Source organism: Phytobacter sp. RSE-02, assembly GCF_040578655.1.
Taxonomy (GTDB): domain Bacteria; phylum Pseudomonadota; class Gammaproteobacteria; order Enterobacterales; family Enterobacteriaceae; genus Phytobacter; species Phytobacter diazotrophicus.
The window spans coordinates 14,477-37,261 of sequence record NZ_JBEULY010000014.1 but is presented as its reverse complement, the minus strand read 5'-3'; the positions used below and the strand labels follow the sequence as shown (position 1 = coordinate 37,261).

Sequence of the window (22,785 nt, the reverse complement as noted above, 5' to 3'; positions counted from 1 at the left end):
CCGCCATGAAAAACGAACACGGATTTACTCTGATTGAGACGATGGTTGCGGTGGCGCTGATCGTTATTCTGAGCGGCATCGGCATTACCGGCTGGCGTACCTGGCAGGCCCAGCAGCGCTTATGGCAAACCGCGTTACAGGTGCGGCATTTCCTGGTGATGCTGCGCGATGATGCCAACTGGCATAACCAGGAGCGGCTTATTCTGGCATCCCGTTCTGAGGATGCCTGGTGCCTGCATACCCAGGAGCTGCAAACAAGCTGCTCGATCGACTCCCCGTATCTTATGCGCCCAGTATCGCCTGAGGTTAACCTTGTGGAAATTACACCTTCATTAGGTTTCTATGGCCTGCGTAATACGGCATGGGGAGGGCATATTCGGGTCGCAAGTGATGCGGGTGAGTGGCGGATCGTGGTGTCGGGTTGGGGGAGGATACGGATGTGTCAAGGTGCGGCGGACGAATCATGTTAGACCGGCAACAGGGGTTTTCCTTGCTGGAGACCTTGCTGGCGATGGCGATAGGGAGCGTTATTCTGCTGGCGGCGGCGCGCTTTCTTCCCGCGTTACAGTTTGCTGTGCTGCAACAGACTCGTCATCAGATGCTTGAAGATGAACTCTGGCAGCGCCTGTATACCGTTGCCAGGCACATTCAGCGTGCCGGATATTGCAATGGTGAATGTGTGGGGCAAGCGTTGACTATCGGGCGTAATGGGAGTTGCGTGGTGGTGCAATGGGATGCTAACAGCAACGGACGATGGGAAACATCGCCAGCCAGCGATGCCGACCAGACGGGGTTTCGCCTGCAAAACGGCGTGCTGGAAACCTTGCGCGGCGCGACATCCTGCGAGGGAAAGGGCTGGGATAAAATGACGGATCCCAATACGGTAGATATTACCCTGTTTACGGTTACCCGGCAGAAAACGATTGGGTTTGCGCCTGTCTTTACCATCAGTCTTGCAGGCCAAATCAAAGAGCAGAACACGCAACATATTTCGGCTGCCTTTAGCGTGAGTGGTTTTAACTTGTGAACCGTGAGCGCGGGATGTCTTCACTGGCACTGGTGCTGCTTATGCTCATACTCGGTAGCCTGATGCTTAATGGGTTAAACCAGCAATTGAAGACCCATATACGCCGGGTGAGCACGGAGAGCGAGCACCTTCGCCAGTATGCGCAGGTGCAGTCGGCGATGATGTGGGCGCAAAGGCACCCCTGGCTCAGGGAGCCCGCGTTGCAATGTCTGCAACACCCCACTGAACCCTGGCAGGCATGCCTACGTGTACTCACTGACCAGGCCGTGTTATTAACCGTGGGAAGTGGCAAACAGCGTTTATGGCGAGGCGGGCATATTGAGCGTAACAATGTGGTGTTTTCCGCACACGGCTGGAGTGATTTTTGCCCAAGTAAGGAAACGGCGCTATGTCAGATTCCATAAGACAGCGCGGATTTAGCCTGCCCGAAGTGCTGCTGGCTATCGTTTTGCTGGTGATGGTGGTTACCGCGCTGGGAGGCTATCATCGGGCGCTCGCCTCCGGTTTTCACGCATGGAGCCAGTACCGGCTTTTGTGGCGCCACGCCTGGCAGCAGGCGCAAATGTATCCGCCGCCGCTACCCGCAGGGTGGCAGGTACAGAAGGAGCAGACAAGCGACCAGGGATGTGTCAGCATCAGGGTTATTATCATTTCGCCAGTGGGCAGAAAAGGGCAAATGACGCGAACATTTTGCCCAAACAGCCAGTAGTCAGGAGCACGTATGCTAAGGGTTTATCACTCCAATCATTTGGATGTGCTGGAAGCATTGATGGAGTTTATCGTTGAACGCGATCACCTCAGCGATCCTTTTGAACCCGAAGTGGTGCTGGTTCAGAGCACGGGTATGGCGCAATGGCTGCAAATGACGCTGGCGCAGAAGTTTGGCATTGCCGCCAATATCGACTTTCCGCTCCCCGCCAGTTTTATCTGGGATATGTTTGTGCGTGTCCTGCCGGACATCCCAAAAGAGAGCGCATTTAATAAACAGAGTATGAGCTGGAAACTGATGTCGCTGCTACCGGAGATGCTGGAGCACGACGAATTTGTCATGTTGCGCCACTACCTGAGCGATGACGACGACAAGCGCAAGCTGTTTCAGCTTTCCTCCCGTATTGCAGATCTTTTCGACCAATACCTTGTCTATCGCCCGGAGTGGCTCACCTTGTGGGAAGCCGGGAAAAAAGTGGATGGTCTTGATGAGGCGCAAATCTGGCAGGCGCCGCTATGGCGCCGCCTGGTGGAGCATACAGCCGAGCTTGGACAGCCGCACTGGCACCGCGCCAATCTTTATCAGCGCTTTATCAATGTGCTTGAATCGGCTGAACAGTGCCCGCCTGGGTTACCGTCGCGCGTATTTATATGTGGCATTTCAGCGCTGCCGCCAGTCTACCTACAGGCGTTACAGGCGCTGGGTAAGCATATCGATGTACACCTGCTCTTTACCAACCCTTGCCGCTACTACTGGGGTGATATTAAAGACCCGGCATTTTTAGCCAAATTGCTGACCCGCCAGCGCCGACATCATCGCGACGAGCGAACGCTGCCTCTTTTTCGTGATGCGAGCGCTGTACAAGGCTTGTTTAACAGCGATGGTGAGCAAAATTTACCGAACCCACTGCTTGCCTCATGGGGCAAACTGGGGCGCGATTATGTGCACCTGCTTGCCGGGCTGGAGAATTACCAGGACCTGGATGCGTTTGTCGATGTTACGCCTGGGCACATTCTACAGAACCTGCAATACGACATGTTGGAACTGCAAAATAGTGCCGTCGCAGGAGTGAATGCCGAAGAGTATGAGCGCAGCGATAAAAAGCGCCTGCTTGAGCCTGACGACCGTAGTGTGACGGTTCATATCTGCCATAGCCCACAGCGGGAAGTGGAAGTATTACATGACAATCTGCTGGCGATGCTGGAGGCCGATCCGTCGCTAACGCCAAGAGACATTGTGGTGATGGTGGCTGATATCGACAGCTACAGTCCGTATATCCAGTCTGTTTTTGGTAGCGCTGTGGGTGAGCGTTACATTCCTTACGCCATTTCTGATCGCCGTGCACGTCAGGCGCATCCGGCGCTACAGGCATTTATTAGTTTGCTGTCGTTACCCGATAGCCGCTTTGTTTCGGAAGACGTACTGGCGCTGCTGGATGTCCCCGTACTGGCGGCGCGTTTCAATATTGATGAAGAGGGATTGCGTTACCTGCGCCAGTGGGTCAATGAGTCGGGCATTCGCTGGGGTATGGATGATGATAATGTCCGCGAACTGGAACTCCCGGCGACCGGACAACATACCTGGCAATTTGGTTTAACCCGCATGCTGCTGGGATACGCGATGGAAAGTCGTCAGGGGGAATGGCAATCCATTCTGCCTTATGATGAATCCAGCGGGCTGATTGCTGAGCTGGTCGGTCATCTCGCTTCCTTGCTCATGCAGCTTAATACCTGGCGGCAGGGACTGGCGCAGGCGCGTCCGCTTGAAGAGTGGCTGCCGGTCTGTCGGGAGATGCTCAATGACTTTTTCCTGCCCGATCAGGACACAGAAGCCGCGCTGGCGCTTATCGAACAGCAGTGGCAGGCGATAATTGCACAGGGTATTGATGCGGCGTACGGCGAAGATATCCCACTTTCCGTCTTGCGCGACGAACTGGCGCAGCGTCTCGATCAGGAGCGCATCAGCCAGCGCTTTCTGGCCGGGCCGGTGAATATCTGTACTCTGATGCCAATGCGTTCTATCCCTTTTAAAGTGGTATGCCTGTTGGGTATGAATGACGGCGTCTACCCGCGAACCCTTGCACCGCTGGGGTTCGACCTGATGAGCCATCAATCCCAGCGCGGCGACCGTAGCCGTCGTGATGATGACCGCTACCTGTTCCTTGAGGCGTTGATTTCCGCGCAGGAAAAACTCTACATCAGCTATATCGGTCGCTCGATTCAGGATAACAGCGAACGTTTTCCGTCTGTGCTGGTGCAGGAGTTACTTGATTATATTGGGCAAAGCCACTGCCTGCCGGGTGATGAAGCGCTAAATTGCGATGAGAGTGAAAAGCGCGTTAAAGAACATATTTGCTATCTACACCCTCGTATGCCGTTTGATGCTGCCAATTTCCGCCCTGGCGAATGGCAAAGTTTTGCCAGCGACTGGTTGCCCGCGGCAAGCCAACAGGGCACGGCGCACCCTGAATTTATTCAGCAACTTTCCCCGCTTGCGCTGGAATCGCTCACGCTTGAGCAACTGTTGCGTTTCTGGGCACACCCGGTACGCGCCTTCTTCCAGATGCGACTGCGCGTCAATTTCCGTGCGGAAGAGAGCGATATCCCCGATGCCGAACCTTTTATTCTGGAAGGGCTAAGTCGCTACCAGCTCAACCAGGAACTGCTCAATGCGCTGGTGGACCAACAGGACGTTGAAAAGCTTTTTCGTCACTATCGTGCGGCAGGAGCATTGCCCTATGGCGCGTTTGGCGAGATTATCTGGGAAGCCCAGCAGCTTGAAATGCAGGAGCTGGCAGACCGGGTGATCGCGCAGCGCCAGCCCGGTCAAAGCATGGAGGTCGATCTGGAATGCGCAGGCGTGCATCTGAGTGGATGGCTGGCGCATGTACAGCCCGATGGCCTGCTACGCTGGCGACCATCGAAACTCAGCGTTACCCAGGGCTTGCAACTTTGGCTTGAGCATCTTGTCTACTGTGCTAGCGGCGGGGTTGGGGAGAGTCGTTTATTTGTCCGCAGTGGTGGCGAATGGCGTTTCCCTGCGATGAAGCCGGACGACGCATTGCAACATTTGGCGCTCATGATTGAAGGCTATCGCGAAGGAATGGCAAAACCATTGCTGCTGCTACCAGAAAGCGGTGGCGCATGGATAAAAGCCTGTTACGACGCAGCAATTGATGCCATGTTATCGGATGAGACAACGCTGCAAAAAGCGCAAAGTAAATTCTTGCAAGCGTATGAAGGCGGTTTGTTTTCAACCGGCGAAGGTGAAGATATCTGGTATCAGAGGCTGTGGAGAACCCTCACCCCTGAGCATTACCTGCAGATAACGACACTTTCGCAGCGTTACCTGTTACCGCTGTATCGATTTAATCAGTCCAAATGATTGTATAAAAATTGCGCAAATAAGAGCCATCCTTTATTATGCGCGACGGGTCACGGACTGATATACCAAGAGTTCGGCATGCTGCCGACGCACGTTTTGCCCCGAACGTTTCAGCAAGGCTGGAAAGCGAGGGGATTGTTAATGATGAGGTTCGTGAATGCCCCGCAGCACCTGGTTAAAAGCTTTCGTTGTGTTCTTTGCCCTCTGGGCGTCGTACAGTCAGGCAGATAATGGTTGGCAGCCGATACAAGAAACTATCCGTAAGAGCGATAAAGATACCCGCCAGTATCAGGCGATTCGTCTCGACAACGGCATGGTAGTACTGCTGGTTTCCGATTCCCAGGCGGTAAAATCCCTTTCTGCACTTGTCGTCCCGGTAGGTTCCCTTGAAGACCCTGCCGCGCATCCCGGCCTTGCCCATTATCTTGAGCATATGTCTCTGATGGGCTCGAAAAAATACCCGCAGCCGGATAGCCTCTCCGAATTTCTGAAAATGCACGGTGGTAGCCATAACGCCAGCACCGCGCCCTATCGCACCGCGTTTTATCTGGAAGTGGAAAACAACGCGCTGGAAGGGGCCGTTGACCGACTGGCTGATGCGATTGCCGCACCGTTGCTTGAGAAAAAATATGCCGATCGCGAGCGTAACGCTGTCAATGCAGAGTTGACCATGGCGCGTACCCGTGACGGGATGCGTATGGCGCAGGTGAGCGCGGAGACCATCAACCCGGCGCACCCTGGCGCACGCTTCTCTGGTGGTAACCTCGAAACGCTGAGTGATAAGCCCGGTAGTCCGGTGCACGAAGCGCTGCTCGCGTTTCACGAAAAATACTATTCTGCCAATCTGATGAAAGCGGTGATTTACAGTAATCGTCCTTTGCCGGAGCTGGCGAAAATTGCGGTTGATACCTTTGGCCGGGTGCCGAATAAAAACATTGAACGTCCAACTATCGATGTACCGGTAATTACCGATGCGCAAAAGGGCATCATTATTCACTACGTTCCGGCGGTGCCGCGCAAGGTGCTGCGCGTTGAATTTCGCATTGATAACAACACCGCGCAATTTCGTAGCAAAACGGATGAGCTGATCACCTATCTTATCGGCAACCGTAGCCCGGGAACGCTTTCTGACTGGCTGCAAAAACAGGGGCTGGCAGAAGGTATCCGGGCAGATTCCGATCCGGTCGTGAACGGAAATAGCGGTGTGCTGGCTATCTCTGCCACCCTGACGGATAAAGGCCAGGCCAACCGTGATAAGGTAGTGGCGGCTATTTTTAGCTATCTCACCATGCTGCGCGATAAGGGTGTGGATAAGCGCTATTTTGACGAACTGGCGCACATTCTGGATCTCGATTTTCGCTATCCGTCGATTACGCGTGATATGGGATACGTGGAATGGCTGGCGGACACCATGATCCGCGTGCCGGTGGCGCATACGCTGGATTCGGTAAATATTGCCGACCAGTACGACGCCAAAGCCGTGCAGGCTCGTCTGGATGAAATGACGCCGCAAAATGCCCGTATCTGGTATATCAGCCCTACTGAGCCACATGACAAAACAGCATATTTTGTCGACGCGCCGTATCAGGTGAATAAAATCACCCCGCAACTGTTTGCACAGTGGCAGCAGCAGTCGGCCGAAATTACGCTGAAAACTCCCGAACTTAATCCGTATATTCCGGATGACTTTACGCTGATCAAACCGGCGAAAGGGTACACCAATCCGGAGCTGATCGTTGACGAGCCAAACCTGCGGGTGGTCTACATGCCGAGCCGCTATTTCGCGAACGAACCGAAAGCGGATGTGAGCGTGGTGCTGCGTAATCCAAAAGCGATGGATAGCGCGAAAAACCAGGTAATGTTCGCCCTGAACGACTATCTGGCGGGGATCGCGCTGGACCAGTTAAGTAATCAGGCGGCGGCAGGCGGCATCAGTTTCTCGACCAATGCCAATAATGGCCTGATGCTCAACGCCAACGGGTATACCCAGCGTTTGCCACAGTTGTTCCAGGCGTTGCTGGCGGGATATTTCAGCTATACGCCGACTGCAGAGCAACTTGAACAGGCGAAATCCTGGTATGCGCAAATGATGGACTCCGCGGATAAAGGCAAAGCATTTGATCAGGCTATCATGCCCGTCCAGATGCTCTCTCAGGTGCCTTACTTCCAGCGAGAAGACCGTCGTGCGCTGCTGCCGTCAATTACACTGGATGACATTCTTGCTTATCGTGATGCACTGAAAACCAATGCGCGTCCTGAATTTCTGGTGGTGGGGAACCTTACCGACCAGCAGGCTAAAGACCTGGCGCACGGCGTTCAGGAGCAATTGAGCGCGAAAGGCAGCGAATGGTGCCGCAACAAAGAGGTACTGATCGACAAACCGCAATCGGTGATATTCGAAAAAGCAGGCAACAGCACCGATTCCGCGTTGGCCGCCGTGTTTGTTCCGTCAGGGTTCGATGAGTACACCAGCTCGGCTTATAGCGCAATGCTCGGGCAGATCATCCAGCCGTGGTTTTATAACCAATTGCGTACCGAAGAGCAGCTTGGTTATGCGGTGTTCGCCTTCCCAATGAGCATTGGCCGTCAGTGGGGGATGGGGTTCTTATTACAGAGCAACAGCAAGCAGCCTGCCTGGTTGTGGGAGCGTTATAAGGCCTTCTTCCCAACTGCGGAAGCGAAGCTGCGTGCCATGAAGCCGGAAGAATTTGCGCAAATCCAACAAGGGGTTATCGCGCAAATCCAGCAGGCGCCGCAGACTCTGGGTGAAGAAGCCTCAAAACTCAGTAAAGATTTTGATCGGGGCAATATGCGCTTCGATTCACGTGATAAAGTAGTGGCTCAGATAAAACTGCTGACGCCGCAGAAACTTGCCGATTTCTTCCATCAGGCGGTGGTTGAGCCGCAGGGCATGGCGGTATTGTCACAGATTTCCGGAAGCCAAAGTGGGAAAGCGGAGTACGCGCAGCCCGAAGGGTGGAAAGTCTGGGACAGCGTCAGCGCGTTGCAGCAATCTTTACCCCTGATGAGCGAGAAAAATGAGTGAAACCGCTGAGACCCTTGATCCACTCCGCTTGCCGCTGACCGGCGAGCGCCTGATTGAAGCCTCTGCGGGCACCGGTAAGACCTTCACCATCGCCGCACTTTACCTGCGGCTGCTGCTTGGTTTAGGCGGCAATGCCGCCTTTCCACGCCCTTTAAACGTCGAAGAGCTGTTGGTGGTGACCTTTACCGAGGCCGCCACCGAAGAACTTCGCGGTCGCATTCGCAGCAATATCCATGAACTTCGCATCGCCTGTTTGCGCGAAACAACCGACAACCCGTTATATGCCAGCCTGTTGCGCGAGATCACCGATAAGCAACAGGCCGCGCAGTGGCTAATGCTCGCTGAACGGCAGATGGATGAAGCGTCCGTCTTTACTATCCACGGCTTTTGCCAGCGCATGCTTAGCCTCAACGCCTTTGAATCCGGCATGCTGTTTGAACAGCAACTGATCGAAGACGAGTCACTGCTGCGCTACCAGGCCTGCGCAGACTTCTGGCGTCGCCACTGTTACCCCTTGCCGCGTGATCTGGCGCAGGTGGTTCACGAGTCGTGGAAAGGCCCTCATGATTTGCTCAAAGCCATCGACCGCTATTTGCAGGGTGAAGCGCCGCAAATCAAAGCCGCACCGCCAGCGGATGAAACGCTGGAGAGTCGCCATCAGAAAATCATTGAGCAGATCGATAGCGTTAAGCAGCAGTGGGTTGCGTCCGTGGACGAACTGGGGCCGCTAATTGAAGGCTCCGGGATCATGCGGCAAAAATTCAATCGTACCAACCAGGCCCGCTGGATCGAGAAGATCAGCGCCTGGGCCAATGAGACGACCTGTAGTTACCAGTTACCGGAAGCGCTGGAAAAGTTTGCGCAATCGTTCCTGCGTGAGCGGACCAAAGAGGGCGGTGTGGTACCGGAACATGCGGTTTTCGAGGCGATTGAAACCTTACTGAATGCACCGCTGACGCTCAATGATTTGATGTTAACCAGCGCGATGCGCGAGATCCGTGAAGCGGTGGCCAGAGAAAAGCGTCGCCGTGGCGAACTCGGTTTTGACGACATGTTGAGTCGGCTGGACAGCGCTTTGCAAAGCGCGAGTGGCGAGGCGCTGGCAACGGCGATCCGCACCCGTTTCCCGGTCGCCATGATTGATGAATTTCAGGATACCGACCCCCAGCAGTATCGTATTTTCCGTCGAATCTGGCACCACCAGCCGGAAAGCGGGCTACTTCTGATAGGCGATCCGAAACAGGCTATTTACGCGTTTCGCGGGGCCGATATTTTTACCTACATGAAAGCGCGCGATGAAGTAAACGCCCGCTATACGCTCGATACCAACTGGCGTTCCGCGCCGGGAATGGTGGAGAGTGTTAATCAGCTTTTCAGCCAGACCGACAACGCCTTTATGTTTCGGCAAATTCCTTTCCAGCCAGTGAAATCAGCGGCGAAGAACCAGTCGCTGCGGTTTACGATAAAAGGAGAAAAACAGCCAGCAATGGCGATGTGGCTGATGAAAAGCGAGGGTGTCGGCGTCGGGGATTATCAAACCTTTATGGCTGAACTCTGCGCGACGCAAATCCGCGACTGGCTGATAGCCGGGCAGAAGGGGGAGGCGTTGCTGCATGAGGGAAAAACGACTCGCCCTGTGAAAGCTTCTGATATTACCGTGCTGATTCGTAGCCGCCATGAAGCGTCACTGATTCGCGATGCGTTGGGTCTTCTTAATATCCCCTCGGTTTATCTTTCTAACCGTGACAGCGTGTTTGATACCCCGGAGGCCCAGGAGCTGCTCTGGCTATTACAGGCGGTGCTGGCGCCGGAACGTGAAAACACGTTACGTAGCGCACTGGCGACCTCCATGCTCGGTTTGAGTGCGCTGGATATCGAAACGCTTAACCAGGACGAAGCCGCCTGGGATGCGATAGTAGAAGAGTTTGCTGGCTGGCGGGACATGTGGCTTAAGCGCGGCGTTATGCCAATGCTGCGTGCATTGATGAGTGCGCGCCACGTGGCGGAAAACCTGCTGGCGACGCCGGGTGGCGAACGCCGTCTGACGGACATTTTGCACCTGAGTGAATTACTGCAGGAAGCAGGCACACAGGTAGAGAGCGAACATGCGCTGGTGCGTTGGCTGGCACAGCATATCGCCGAACCGGATGCGAATTCGTCGAGTGAACAGTTGCGTCTGGAAAGCGACAAACATCTGGTGAAAATCGTCACCATCCATAAATCGAAAGGGCTGGAATACCCGCTGGTCTGGCTGCCTTTTATCGCCAATTTCCGCGTTCAGGATCAGGCGTTTTACCATGACCGCACGTCGTTTGCGCCAGTGCTGGACCTCAGCAAAGCCGAGGAGAGCATTGAACTGGCGGAGACGGAACGCCTGGCGGAAGATCTGCGTCTGCTGTATGTGGCGCTGACGCGCTCGGTCTGGCATTGCAGTCTGGGGATTGCCCCTATTTCTCGTCGTCGCGGCGAGAAAACGGGTGACAGCGATTTCCATCTCAACGCATTGGGGCGGCTTATTCAGCAGGGACAACCTCGCGATGCGCAGGGGCTTCGTGCCTGCGTCGAGGCGCTGTGTAACGATAATATCGCCCTTTGTGTGCCCGATGTGCCGGACAACGTTCGCTGGCAGGCACCGCAAGACGTGGTGCAGGCGTTAACGGCCCGCCAGATGACGCGGACCGTGCGTGATGACTGGCGCGTGACCAGTTATTCCGGGCTGCAACAGCATGCGCATGGCATTGCGCAGGATTTATTGCCGCGTCTGGACCTTGATGCCGCCGGGGAGCGAGATCTGCTGGCTGAGCCAATGCTGACGCCGCATCAGTTCCCACGTGGTGCCTCGCCGGGGACGTTTTTACACAGCCTGTTTGAAGATCTGGATTTCACCCAGCCGATTGCCCCAGCCTGGGTGGCAGAGAAACTCCAGCGCGGCGGTTTTGAAGAGCACTGGCAGCCGGTCATCAGCGAATGGATTGACACGATCCTTCACGTTCCCCTGGCCGATACGGGGGCGTCGTTGCATCAGTTAACGGCAAAGGAAAAGCAGGTAGAGATGGAGTTTTATATCCCGATTGCACAAAACCTGCGCGCCGGGGCGCTCGATGCGCTGATACGCCAGTACGATCCGTTGTCGGCCGGCTGTCCGCCGCTGGATTTTCGCGAGGTGCGCGGTATGCTAAAAGGGTTTATTGACCTGGTATTCCGCCACGAAGGGCGTTACTACCTGTTGGATTATAAATCGAACTGGCTGGGAGAATCCGCCGAAGCCTATACCCGCGAGGCAATGGCTGCCGCCATGCAATCTCACCGTTACGATTTGCAATATCAGCTTTATACACTTGCCCTTCATCGTTACCTGCGCCACCGCATCGCCGGGTACGATTATGAGCGCCACTTTGGTGGTGTTATTTACCTGTTCCTGCGTGGCGTCGAGGCCGATAATTCGCAGCAGGGGATCTTTACCACCCGGCCTGACGCGGCACTGATAAGCCAGATGGATGCCCTGTTTGCCGGGGAAACGCTGGAGGTGGCGCAATGAGACTGCGTACGTTACTGCAACACGCCGTAGAGCTAAAAATCTTGCGTCCGCTGGACGTGCAATTCGCCCTGACCGTGGCCAGCGATGATGAACCGGCGGTAATGCTGGCAGCGGCAATGCTGAGCTTTGATGCCGGAGAAGGGCATGTCTGCTTGCCCCTTTCCCGTTTAGCGCCGGAAAACCTGCCCGCCAGAGCGCATCCGCTACTGGCCTCTCTTTATGAAGAAGCCGGTTATCCGGCGGACTGGCGAAAAACGTTACTGGCCTCGTCTGCGGTGAGTGAGGGAGAGGTGGCAACGCCGATGATCCTCGTGGGTGAGCGACTGTATCTGAACCGTATGTGGTGTAACGAATGCAGTATTGCCGCCTTTTTTGCCAAAGTTAATCAACCGTTGGAGGTAGATGAAAACCGTCTGCGGCAGGCGCTGGATGACCTGTTTCAGCCTTCGGATGACATTAACTGGCAGAAGGTGGCAGCGGCGGTTGCGCTTACCCGCCGCGTATCGGTGATCTCGGGCGGCCCTGGCACCGGGAAAACCACGACGGTGGCGAAGCTGCTTGCCGCGCTGGTGCAAATGGCTGATGGCGCACGCTGTCGCATTTGTCTTGCCGCACCAACCGGAAAAGCAGCCGCTCGCCTGACGGAATCTTTGGGAGCGGCGCTTCGCCAGTTGCCGTTGACTGACAAACAAAAGGCGACGCTGCCTGATGAAGCCAGTACCCTGCATCGTCTTCTGGGGGCGCTGCCCGGTAGCCAAAGGCTGCGTTATCACGCTGGCAATCCACTGCATCTGGATGTACTGGTGGTGGATGAAGCTTCAATGATTGACCTGCCGATGATGTCGCGGCTGATTGATGCGCTGCCGCAACATGCCCGGGTGATATTCCTCGGAGACCGAGACCAGTTGGCGTCCGTGGAGGCCGGGGCGGTGCTCGGAGACATTTGCGCCTGGGTCAATAAAGGGTTTACGCCAGAGCGTGCCGCGCAACTCTCGCGGATAACAGGAACAACCGTACCCGCAGGAGAAGGCACTTCGGCCAGTGCGCTACGTGACAGCCTGTGCCTGCTGCAAAAAAGTTACCGCTTCGGCAGTGATTCGGGTATCGGGCAACTGGCGGCGGCGGTTAACCGTGGTGATAAAACGGCGGCAAGCGCGGTGCTGAGCCAGGGCTTTAGCGATATCGAAAACAAGCACCTGCAAAGCGCAGAAGACTATCAGAGCATGATTGATGATGCGCTGGCAGGCTATGGTCATTTTCTTGGGCTGGTACGCGATGGCGCGCAGCCGCAAGAGGTCCTCGCCGCTTTTGGTGAATACCAGTTGCTGTGTGCATTGCGTGAAGGGCCATTTGGCGTGAGTGGGCTGAACGATCGTATTGAGCAGGCGCTGGTCCGGCAGCGACGGATTACCCGCCCGGCGCATGCGCGCTGGTATCACGGCAGGCCGGTCATGATCACGCGTAATGACGCCTCGCTGGGGTTGTTTAACGGCGATATTGGGATTGCGCTCGATCAGGGGCAGGGCATTCGTGTCTGGTTCCCGTTACCTGACGGTAGTCTGAAATCGGTGCAGCCCAGTCGTTTACCGGAACATGATACCGCCTGGGCGATGACGGTGCATAAATCGCAGGGTTCGGAGTTTGATCATGCGGCACTGATTTTGCCAGGCCAGATTGTGCCGGTGGTAACAAGAGAGTTGGTTTATACCGCGATTACCCGTGCGAAAAAACGGCTGTCGCTGTATGCCGATGAACGCATACTGGCGCAGGCCATTGCCACGCGTACCGAACGGCGAAGCGGACTGAATGCCATTTTTGAAACGCTGTAGAACATAGCCCTCACCCGGCGGTGAGGGCTATGGGGAACTTAGCCCAAATCTGCCATCAGCACTTTTGAACGCCGCTGATAGTTGTACATCTCTTTTTTACTTTCCGGCAGGGAATCGATATCCACCGGGGTAAAGCCACGTTCCTGGAACCAGTGGATGCTGCGGGTGGTGAGGACAAAGAGTTTGCTCAGACCCATCTGTCTCGCCTGGGCCGCAATGCGCTCAAGCAACACCTCGCCGCGCGATGAACTGCGATAGTCCGGATGTACCGCTACGCAGGCCATTTCGCCGATTTTTTCTTCCTGGAACGGATAGAGCGCCGCACAGGCGATGGTCAGGTTATCGCGCTGAATGATGGTGAATTTATCGATCTCCATCTCCAGTTGTTCGCGCGAACGACGCACCAGGATACCTTGCTGCTCCAGTGGACGAATCAGCTCAAGAATGCCGCCGATATCGTTAATGGTGGCACGACGAATCTGTTCCGCGCTCTCCATCACAATCTGCGTACCGATACCGTCGCGAGAGAATAGCTCCTGCAATAAGGCGCCATCTTCCTGATAACTGATCAGGTGGCTGCGGCGAACGCCACTGCGGCAGGCTTTCATCGCGCCACGCAGGAAACGTACTGTTCCGGAGTGGTAATCGCCTTGCTCTTCCAGCGATTCGACCCGCGACTGGGCTTCGTTCGGGAACATCTCGGAGACAATCTGCCCATCTTCGTTGTAGACGCCCTGCGATGAACAAAAGCCAATCATCTTTTCAGCTTTCAGTTTGATGGCCAGTTGTGTCGCAATCTCTTCCGAGGTGAGGTTAAAGCTTTCGCCAGTGACAGACACCGCAACGGGGCCGAGCAACACGATAGCGCCGCTGTCTAACTGACGGTGGATGGCTTCTTCATCGATACGACGGATACGTCCGCTATGGCAATAGTCAACGCCATCGTCCACGCCCAGCGGTTGGGCGATGATGAAGTTGCCGCTCACCACGTTAATGTGCGCGCCCTGCAATGGCGTATTGTTCAGACTCATGGAGAGGCGAGCGGTAATATCCAGTTGCAGCAGACCGGCGGCCTGTTTCACCAGTTCAAGCGTTTTGGCATCTGTCACACGGGTATGTTTGTGATACACCGGTTCGTGATTATGCGCAGCAAGATTGGCATCAATCTGCGGACGTGCGCCATACACCACCACCAGGCGAATACCGAGGCTGTGGAGTAAGCCTATGTCACTGACAATGCTGGAAAAGTTTTCATGTTCAATGGCTTCGCCACCCAACATAATGACAAACGTTTTTCCCCGATGGGTATTAATATAGGGAACAGAATGGCGAAATCCCTGTACCAGTTCGGTTCTGCGTTCCTTTACCACGGCCAACCCTCACTGCATGATTATTCGTAAATTGTGTATTTTTATTCTTTTATGGCGCTGGGTGCAAGCCATAAATTCGCCTTAAACAAAGAATAATTCCTGCGTGCCATTGCATGGATTGTGTATGTTTACCCTTTTATAGATGACAGTTTATGCGTCATTCGTTAAAGTTTTCGGTCAAATCTGACGTTTACTTAGTATTTCATCTTTTTTGCTCGGGAGAAGCATGTCGGGAAGTCAATCAAGGCTGAGCCGCCGCCGATTGTTACAAGGGGCGGGCGCTATGTGGTTATTGAGCGTGAGTCAGGTCGGTCTTGCCGCCGTCAGTCAGGTGGTGGCGGTGCGCGTCTGGCCTGCGTCGACCTATACTCGCGTGACCGTTGAGTCTAACCGTGTGCTGAAATATCGCCAGTTTGCGCTCAGCAATCCGGATCGGCTGGTTGTTGATATTGAAGACGTTAACCTGAACTCCGTTTTGAAAGGGATGGGGAGTCAAATTCGCGGCGATGATCCTTTTATCAAATCTGCGCGCGTTGGGCAGTTCGATCCAAAAACGGTGCGTATGGTGTTTGAGCTTAAGCAGGATATTAAACCGCAGCTCTTCGCCCTTGCGCCGGTGGCAGGGTTTAAAGAACGTCTGGTAATGGATCTTTATCCGGCGAATGCGAAAGATGTTCAGGATCCGCTGCTCGCGCTTCTGGAAGAGTACAACCAGGGCGACCTGGAAAAACAGGTGCCGCCTGCGCAAAGCGGGCCACAGCCGGGCAAAGCGGGGCGGGATCGGCCGATCGTTATTATGCTGGATCCTGGCCATGGCGGTGAGGATCCGGGTGCCATCGGGAAATACCGGACCCGCGAAAAAGATGTGGTGCTGCAAATCGCCCGTCGCCTGCGCGCGTTGATTGAGCAGGAAGGCAATATGAAAGCCTACATGACGCGCAATGAGGATGTGTTTATCCCCTTGAAAGTGCGTGTCGCCAAAGCGCAAAAGCAGCGCGCCGACCTGTTTGTTTCCATTCATGCGGACGCCTTTAGCAGCCGCCAGCCGAGCGGTTCGTCGGTCTTTGCCCTATCAACCAAAGGGGCGACCAGTACGGCGGCGAAATACCTTGCGGAAACGCAGAATGCCTCCGACTTAATCGGTGGGGTTAGCAAGAGTGGGGATCGTTATCTCGACCATACGATGTTCGATATGGTGCAGTCATTAACCATTAACGACAGCCTGAAATTTGGCAAAGCGGTGCTCAACAAGCTGGGCAATGTTAACAACCTGCATAAAAACAGTGTCGAGCAGGCCGGGTTCGCGGTACTGAAAGCACCGGATATTCCGTCGATTCTGGTCGAAACGGCGTTTATCAGTAACGTGGAAGAAGAGCGTAAACTTAAGACGGCGAAATTCCAGCAAGAGGTGGCGGAGTCGATTCTTGCAGGGATTAAGGCGTACTTTGCCGATGGTGCAACGCTGGCAAGAAGAGGCTAGTGTTTTAGCCAGGATTTTATTCGAGGCGGCAACGGAGTGAATCCCCGGGAGCGTACAAGGGTACGTGACTGGGGTGAATGAGGGCAGCCAACAATGGCACAGCGTGAAGGGTGAAATCAGGATTTTTATTCGAAACATTCAGGTTGTGCCGAGGCGGCAACGGAATGAATCCCCGGGAGCGTACAAAGGTACGTGACTGGGGTGAATGAGGGCAGCCAACAATGGCACAGCGTGAAGGGTGAAATCAGGATTTTTATTCGAAACATTCAGGTTGTGCCGAGGCGGCAACGGAATGAATCCCCGGGAGCGTACAAAGGTACGTGACTGGGGTGAATGAGGGTAGCCAACAATGGCACAGCCTGAAGGGTGAAGAATAAAAACAAAAAAACACCCTTGAGGGTGCTTAATAATATGTTGGTTGCGGGGGCCGGATTTGAACCGACGACCTTCGGGTTATGAGCCCGACGAGCTACCAGGCTGCTCCACCCCGCGTCCGTCTTTACTCTTTATCGAGTAAACTTGCATCAGATTGTAATTGGTTGCGGGGGCCGGATTTGAACCGACGACCTTCGGGTTATGAGCCCGACGAGCTACCAGGCTGCTCCACCCCGCGTCCGCGTTTACTCTTCCATCGAGTAAATTTACTTCTGATTTTAATTGGTTGCGGGGGCCGGATTTGAACCGACGACCTTCGGGTTATGAGCCCGACGAGCTACCAGGCTGCTCCACCCCGCGTCCGTGGATGCGCACTATACTCCGCTAACATTTTGATGCAACCCTTTTTTAACGGAATAGCTTATTAGCGCGACATTTGTATAAAAACAGTACGATAAGGGTGTTTTTTGTACTGCATTTGCGGCAGGTTGCGCAATCGCATTTCATTCGCAGGGGCGGTTTGTTATCTTCATCACGCTCCGGATTAACCAGAAGATGAGAGAAATGAAAGGACGTTGGGCAAAATATCTACTCGCAGGCGCAATGGCAGCACTTCTCGCCGCCTGTACTTCAAAGCCGACCGATCGCGGTCAACAATATAAGGACGGGAAATTCTCCCAGCCTTTCTCTCTGGTAAACCAGCCTGATGCGACTGGCGCGCCGATTAACGCGGGCGACTTTGCCGAGCAGGTAAATCAAATCCGCAGCGCTTCTCCGCGCCTCTATTCAGGACAGAGCAACGTTTATAACGCGGTACAGCAGTGGCTGCGTGCCGGAGGCGATACCCGCATGATGCGTCAGTACGGTATTGATGCCTGGCAGATGGAAGGGGCGGATAACTACGGTAACGTCCAGTTCACCGGTTATTACACGCCGGTTGTGCAGGCGCGCCATACCCGCCAGGGCGAGTTCCAGTATCCGATTTATCGCATGCCGCCCAAACGTGGGCGTCTGCCTTCCCGCGCCGAGATTTACGCGGGCGCATTGAGCGACAGCTACGTGCTGGCCTATAGCAATTCGCTGATGGATAACTTCATCATGGACGTTCAGGGGAGCGGCTATATTGATTTTGGCGACGGTAGCCCGCTGAACTTCTTTAGCTATGCTGGCAAAAATGGTCATCCCTATCGCAGTATCGGTAAAGTGCTGATCGACCGGGGCGAGTATAAAAAAGAAGACATGTCGATGCAGGCAATCCGCCACTGGGGTGAAACCCACAGTGAAGCGGAAGTGCGTGCCTTACTGGAAGAAAACCCGTCATTTGTCTTCTTTAAACCGCAATCCTACGCACCGGTGAAAGGGGCTAGTGCGGTACCGCTGATTGGCCGCGCATCTGTAGCATCTGATCGCAGTATTATCCCGGCGGGCACCACGCTGTTGGCAGAAGTGCCGCTGCTTGATGCGAATGGCAAATTTACCGGTCAGTATGAGTTACGGCTGATGGTGGCGCTGGATGTTGGCGGCGCCATTAAAGGGCAGCACTTCGATATCTATCAGGGGATTGGCCCGGATGCCGGTCACCGTGCCGGGTGGTACAACCATTATGGTCGCGTGTGGGTGCTGAAAACCGCGCCGGGGACGGGTAACGTCTTTAGCGGTTGAGTGTGATACGCTAAAATTGGTTTTCAAGAATAACGGATTTATGGCGTGGCGTTGCCCCGGATGGCGGCACAAGCGCCTGACCCGGGCTACGGTCTGGTAGCCCCGGTAAGCGAAGCGCCGCCGGGAGTTCCCCTAACTTCATCGCTCCAGGGTTGTCAGCAACATCATGGGTGAGGGATAAACCTCACCCTTTTTACATCTGAGGTCTTATGTCTGTGGTAATCAGCGATGCCTGGCGCCAGCGTTTTGGCGGCACGGCGCGTTTATACGGTGAAAAAGCGCTACAACTGTTTGCCGATTCGCATATCTGCGTCGTTGGCATCGGCGGAGTCGGTTCATGGGTTGCCGAAGCGCTGGCGCGAACAGGAATTGGCGCTATTACATTGATCGATATGGATGATGTCTGCGTGACCAATACCAACCGGCAGATTCACGCCCTGCGTGACAACGTTGGTCTGGCAAAAGCGGAAGTGATGGCGCAGCGTATTTCGCTGATTAACCCGGAGTGTCGCGTCACCGTGATTGACGATTTCGTGACGGCCGATAACGTCGCTCAGTACATGGCGGCCGGTTACAGCTACGTGATTGACGCCATCGACAGCGTGCGCCCGAAAGCGGCGCTGATCGCCTGGTGCCGCCGCAATAAAATCCCGTTGGTGACCACAGGCGGTGCAGGCGGACAGATCGATCCGACGCAAATCCAGGTGGCCGATCTGGCAAAAACCATTCAGGATCCGCTGGCGGCAAAACTGCGTGAGCGCCTCAAAAGCGATTTTGGCGTGGTCAAAAACAGCAAAGGCAAACTGGGCGTGGATTGTGTTTTTTCCACCGAAGCGCTGGTTTACCCGCAGGCAGATGGCTCCGTGTGCGCGATGAAAAGCACGGCAGAAGGGCCAAAACGGATGGATTGTGCGTCAGGTTTTGGCGCCGCGACCATGGTGACCGCCACCTTTGGTTTTGTGGCGGTGTCCCATGCACTGAAAAAAATGATGGCAAAAGCGGAGCGTCAGGCAAGCGCCTGACGTGCGGCATCCTGCACGGCGGTCGCCAGGGCCGCCAGCCCCTGATTACGTGAAGCACTGAGCTCCGCACGCAATCCCAGTTCGTCAAAGAGTGCCAGCGGATCGCCTGCCAGCAAGACCTGTGGCAACTTGCCTTCGATGGCCGTCAGCAGCACGGCCAGCATACCGCGAACGATTCGCCCCTCGCTGTCGCCAAAAAAGTGCAGCGTGCCGTTTTCTGCGGCTGTACACCCCAGCCAGACGCGGTTTTCACAGCCTGCGATTTCTCGCGCCTGCGCTTTCAGTTCGTCGGAAAGCGAGGGGAACTGTTTGCCCAGCAAAATTAACTGACGGTATTTATCTTCCCACTGTTTAAGAGGAAGAAAGGTCTGGCGTAGCGTCTCTTCGGTAATGGAATGGCCAAAGGGATGCCCGGCAAATGCGGCATTAATCATCAATCCACCAGTAAATCTAAGGCGCGGTCAACGGCGTCAACCAGCGCGTCCACATCATGTTGGGTATTATAGGGTGCAAAAGAGGCGCGAAGCGTCCCTTTTACCCCAAGCGCCGCCAGCAGCGGTTGTGCGCAATGTTGCCCGGCCCGCAGGGCAATGCCATAACCCGCCAACAGAGTAACCATATCGCTGTGGTGTACACCTTCAAAATCGAAGGCCAGCAGGCTGGAATCCTGGCAGCGGAAAGAGCGAAAGCCCGCCCGTTTTGCGAGCGCGTCTTCGGCAAGCGTCGCCAGGCCACGGCTGTAGCTTTCCGCCTGGGCGATATCGACACCGTTAAGCCACTCCAGCGCCGCGCCGAGGCCAATCACCCCGGCCACGTTTGGCGTACCCGCCTCAAGTTTGTACGGCACAGGCTGCGTCTGAAAACCGTCAAATGTCACCTCGGTGATCATTTTGCCGCCGCCTAACCACGGTGACATGGCCTCCAGCAGATGCGATTTACCGTACAGCACGCCGATGCCCGTTGGGCCATACAGCTTATGGCCGGAAAAGGCATAAAAGTCGATGTCCAGGCGCTGAACGTCTGCCGGGAAATGCACGACCCCCTGTGCGCCATCCACCATCACGACCATGCCTGCCTCATGCGCAATGGCGATAGCCTGCTCCAGGTTCGGACACCCGCCGGTGACGTTCGACATCTGTCCCAAAGCAAGAATGCGGCTGCGTGGAGTAATAAGCTGTGGTAATTGACTGATATCCGGCAGGTTATCCACTCCCAACGGCAGCTTAATCACGCGTGCGCCGGTCTGTTCTGCGACCATCAGCCACGGTACCAGGTTGGCATGGTGCTCGGCTTCGCTGACGATGATTTCATCCCCGGCATTCAGGCGAGGACGTGCGTAGCTTTGCGCCACCATATTGATGGCTTCGGTGGTGCCACGCGTCCAGACGATGTTCTTACCCGACGGGGCATTGAGCAGCGTCGCTACCTGATCGCGGGCAGATTCGTAACGCGCTGTCAGTTTTTGCGCTTCGGCAAATTGGCTGCGGTGAACGTTACCGGCGCTCAGGCTATAAAATTGCTGCGTTGCATCGATGACCGCCTGCGGTTTTAACGCTGTGGCGGCGCTGTCCAGATAAATACCGGCATCGGCGAGCGCGGGAAACTGGGCGCGAAACTGCGCCGGGTTGAAAGCGTTCATGGTATTCCTCGTATCAATCTGTTGATCGTCGCGCAAATTTATCCCCGGAGCAAGGAGGTTGATAACCATCGGAATTGTCTGTTTGTCCAGGCAACCTTCTGTAAGCAGGTTATGCTAATTACTGTTAGATGGATGTTTAAGCCTGTCAGTTATTGAGGTTTATTTAGCATTAATTGCTATGAGGAGAAAGAAGATGAAAAAGACTGCTGCAATTATTTCTGCCTGTTTGTTTACTTTTGCACTGAGCGCCTGTTCCGGTCCTAACTACGCCTTACATACCAATGACGGGCGTACGATTGTCTCCGACGGGAAACCGAAAACTGACGATCAAACCGGTATGATTTCGTATAAAGATGCCAACGGCAACGAACAGCAAATCAACCGTAGCGATGTGAAAGAGATGGTTGCGCTGGAGAAGAAATAACGCCGTTTTTCGGGCAAAAAAAAGCACCGCAATCTTGCGGTGCTACATTAATCACTATGGACAGACAGGGTAAATGTACAGGAAGTGAAAAAGGGTAGTCTCGCTACCGTGGCCTGAATTTCAGACCAATTGCAAACACAACAACACAACATCACAACCGTAAGCCAAAAGCCCTTCAGAACACGCATTCCAAAAAAAGCTTCTCGTTCCGGCTCAGGAAGTGCCGCCACTATAGGTATTTGCTGGTAGAAGCTCAACGGACAAATTATAATGGCTCAGATAAAAAAAACTAATAGGTTACACATTGTTTCCTGTTTGTTAAAACGCCTTAACATCTAAGCCTGATAACCATGTCCAAGCGATTACCACCCCTTAATGCATTACGTGTTTTTGATGCTGCTGCGCGCCATTTAAGTTTCACGCGCGCGGCAGATGAGTTATTTGTGACGCAGGCCGCAGTAAGCCACCAAATCAAGTCTCTCGAGGATTTTCTGGGGCTCAAATTGTTTCGTCGGCGTAATCGTTCTCTGCTATTAACCGAGGAAGGGCAGAGTTATTTTCAGGATATTAAAGAGATATTTTCCCAACTGACCGAAGCGACGCGTAAGCTCCAGGCCCGCAGTGCTAAAGGGGCGTTGACGGTCAGTTTGCTGCCCAGTTTTGCCATTCAATGGATGGTACCCCGCCTCTCTAGCTTTAACTCAGCTTATCCGGGAATCGACGTTCGAATCCAGGCTGTAGATCGCCAGGAAGACAAACTGGCGGATGACGTCGACGTGGCCATTTTTTATGGTCGCGGCAACTGGCCTGGACTGCGTGTTGAAAAATTGTACGCGGAATATCTGTTGCCGGTCTGTTCACCGTTATTATTAACCGGTGATAAGCCCTTGAAAACGCCAGCGGATTTGGCGCAGCACACGCTGTTGCACGATGCGTCCCGCCGGGACTGGCAAACTTATACGCGGCAATTGGGTCTTAATCTTAACGTTCAGCAGGGACCTATTTTTAGCCATAGCGCGATGGTGCTACAGGCGGCAATCCATGGACAGGGGATCGCACTGGCCAACAATGTGATGGCACAGTCCGAAATTGAAGCAGGCCGTCTGGTCTGCCCTTTTAATGATGTTCTGGTCAGTAAGAACGCGTTTTATCTGGTTTGTCATGACAGCCAGGCAGAACTGGGTAAAATAGCCGCCTTTCGACAGTGGATCCTGGCAAAAGCGGCAAGCGAGCAGGAAAAATTTCGTTTCCGCTACGAACAATAATTGTACGCGCGGTAA

General features: G+C 54.6%; 17 protein-coding genes and 3 tRNA genes. 13 read left to right on the top strand and 7 right to left on the bottom strand.

The window, feature by feature from the left end; all coding sequences use genetic code 11:
• The first annotated feature begins 5 nt into the window (after positions 1-5).
• From ABU190_RS22295 to recD, 8 genes are all read left to right on the top strand, one after another.
• Positions 6-470, top strand: coding sequence for a prepilin peptidase-dependent protein (locus ABU190_RS22295; RefSeq protein WP_354692430.1), 465 nt, complete (start codon positions 6-8; stop codon positions 468-470).
• On the top strand, positions 464-1,027 hold the full coding sequence (locus tag ABU190_RS22290; RefSeq protein ID WP_354692429.1) for a prepilin peptidase-dependent protein: 564 nt from the start codon (positions 464-466) through the stop codon (positions 1,025-1,027). The genes ABU190_RS22295 and ABU190_RS22290 overlap by 7 nt, the downstream gene beginning before the upstream one ends.
• A complete protein-coding gene (locus ABU190_RS22285; protein ID WP_039077105.1) occupies positions 1,024-1,431 on the top strand; it encodes a DUF2509 family protein in 408 nt (135 codons plus the stop codon). The genes ABU190_RS22290 and ABU190_RS22285 overlap by 4 nt, the downstream gene beginning before the upstream one ends.
• A complete protein-coding gene (locus ABU190_RS22280; protein WP_354692428.1) occupies positions 1,416-1,736 on the top strand; it encodes a prepilin-type N-terminal cleavage/methylation domain-containing protein in 321 nt (106 codons plus the stop codon). The genes ABU190_RS22285 and ABU190_RS22280 overlap by 16 nt, the downstream gene beginning before the upstream one ends.
• 12 nt (positions 1,737-1,748) lie before the next feature.
• Complete coding sequence (gene recC / locus ABU190_RS22275) at positions 1,749-5,120, top strand: exodeoxyribonuclease V subunit gamma (protein WP_354692427.1); 3,372 nt, start codon at positions 1,749-1,751, stop codon at positions 5,118-5,120.
• A gap of 157 nt (positions 5,121-5,277) precedes the next feature.
• On the top strand, positions 5,278-8,166 hold the full coding sequence (ptrA, locus tag ABU190_RS22270) for a pitrilysin (protein WP_354692426.1): 2,889 nt from the start codon (positions 5,278-5,280) through the stop codon (positions 8,164-8,166).
• Positions 8,159-11,704, top strand: coding sequence for an exodeoxyribonuclease V subunit beta (recB, locus tag ABU190_RS22265; protein ID WP_354692425.1), 3,546 nt, complete (start codon positions 8,159-8,161; stop codon positions 11,702-11,704). The genes ptrA and recB overlap by 8 nt, the downstream gene beginning before the upstream one ends.
• Positions 11,701-13,533: an exodeoxyribonuclease V subunit alpha gene (recD, locus tag ABU190_RS22260; protein WP_354692424.1), complete on the top strand. Its 1,833-nt coding sequence runs from the start codon at positions 11,701-11,703 to the stop codon at positions 13,531-13,533. Before recB ends, recD begins: the two co-directional genes overlap by 4 nt.
• A gap of 38 nt (positions 13,534-13,571) precedes the next feature.
• Here the strand turns inward: recD and argA are convergent, their stop codons facing one another.
• A complete protein-coding gene (gene argA / locus ABU190_RS22255) occupies positions 13,572-14,903 on the bottom strand; it encodes an amino-acid N-acetyltransferase (RefSeq protein WP_039077099.1) in 1,332 nt (443 codons plus the stop codon).
• Positions 14,904-15,129: 226 nt separating this feature from the next.
• On the opposite strand from argA, the gene amiC reads away from it, so the two are divergent.
• Complete coding sequence (amiC, locus tag ABU190_RS22250; protein WP_072039691.1) at positions 15,130-16,383, top strand: N-acetylmuramoyl-L-alanine amidase AmiC; 1,254 nt, start codon at positions 15,130-15,132, stop codon at positions 16,381-16,383.
• 415 nt (positions 16,384-16,798) lie between these two features.
• Here the strand turns inward: amiC and ABU190_RS22245 are convergent.
• The 3 genes from ABU190_RS22245 to ABU190_RS22235 all read right to left on the bottom strand — a co-directional run bounded on the left by ABU190_RS22245 (position 16,799) and on the right by ABU190_RS22235 (position 17,118).
• Positions 16,799-16,875, bottom strand: a tRNA-Met gene (locus ABU190_RS22245).
• Positions 16,876-16,919: 44 nt separating this feature from the next.
• Positions 16,920-16,996, bottom strand: a tRNA-Met gene (locus ABU190_RS22240).
• Between the two features lie 45 nt (positions 16,997-17,041).
• Positions 17,042-17,118: transfer RNA gene (locus tag ABU190_RS22235), tRNA-Met, on the bottom strand.
• 204 nt (positions 17,119-17,322) lie between these two features.
• On the opposite strand from ABU190_RS22235, the gene mltA reads away from it, so the two are divergent.
• A complete protein-coding gene (gene mltA / locus ABU190_RS22230; protein WP_296414707.1) occupies positions 17,323-18,420 on the top strand; it encodes a murein transglycosylase A in 1,098 nt (365 codons plus the stop codon).
• A gap of 10 nt (positions 18,421-18,430) precedes the next feature.
• Here the strand turns inward: mltA and ABU190_RS22225 are convergent, their stop codons facing one another.
• A complete protein-coding gene (locus ABU190_RS22225) occupies positions 18,431-18,562 on the bottom strand; it encodes a hypothetical protein (protein WP_354692423.1) in 132 nt (43 codons plus the stop codon).
• Between the two features lie 67 nt (positions 18,563-18,629).
• Here ABU190_RS22225 and tcdA point away from each other — a divergent pair, with 67 nt between their 5' ends.
• The gene (gene tcdA / locus ABU190_RS22220; protein ID WP_071194398.1) at positions 18,630-19,442 is read left to right on the top strand and encodes a tRNA cyclic N6-threonylcarbamoyladenosine(37) synthase TcdA; all 813 of its coding nucleotides are present in this window, start codon (positions 18,630-18,632) and stop codon (positions 19,440-19,442) included.
• Here tcdA and csdE read toward each other — a convergent pair.
• Positions 19,427-19,876 (bottom strand): cysteine desulfurase sulfur acceptor subunit CsdE, encoded by a 450-nt coding sequence (csdE, locus tag ABU190_RS22215; RefSeq protein WP_354692422.1) that lies wholly within the window; start codon positions 19,874-19,876, stop codon positions 19,427-19,429. The genes tcdA and csdE overlap by 16 nt on opposite strands.
• Complete coding sequence (gene csdA / locus ABU190_RS22210) at positions 19,876-21,081, bottom strand: cysteine desulfurase CsdA (protein WP_354692421.1); 1,206 nt, start codon at positions 21,079-21,081, stop codon at positions 19,876-19,878. Before csdA ends, csdE begins: the two co-directional genes overlap by 1 nt.
• Positions 21,082-21,274: 193 nt before the next feature.
• Between csdA and ABU190_RS22205 the strand changes: the two genes are divergently transcribed.
• Both ABU190_RS22205 and gcvA read left to right on the top strand, forming a co-directional pair.
• Positions 21,275-21,505: a YgdI/YgdR family lipoprotein gene (locus ABU190_RS22205; protein WP_039077092.1), complete on the top strand. Its 231-nt coding sequence runs from the start codon at positions 21,275-21,277 to the stop codon at positions 21,503-21,505.
• Between the two features lie 350 nt (positions 21,506-21,855).
• The gene (gene gcvA, locus ABU190_RS22200; RefSeq protein ID WP_039077091.1) at positions 21,856-22,770 is read left to right on the top strand and encodes a glycine cleavage system transcriptional regulator GcvA; all 915 of its coding nucleotides are present in this window, start codon (positions 21,856-21,858) and stop codon (positions 22,768-22,770) included.
• Positions 22,771-22,785: the final 15 nt, after the last annotated feature.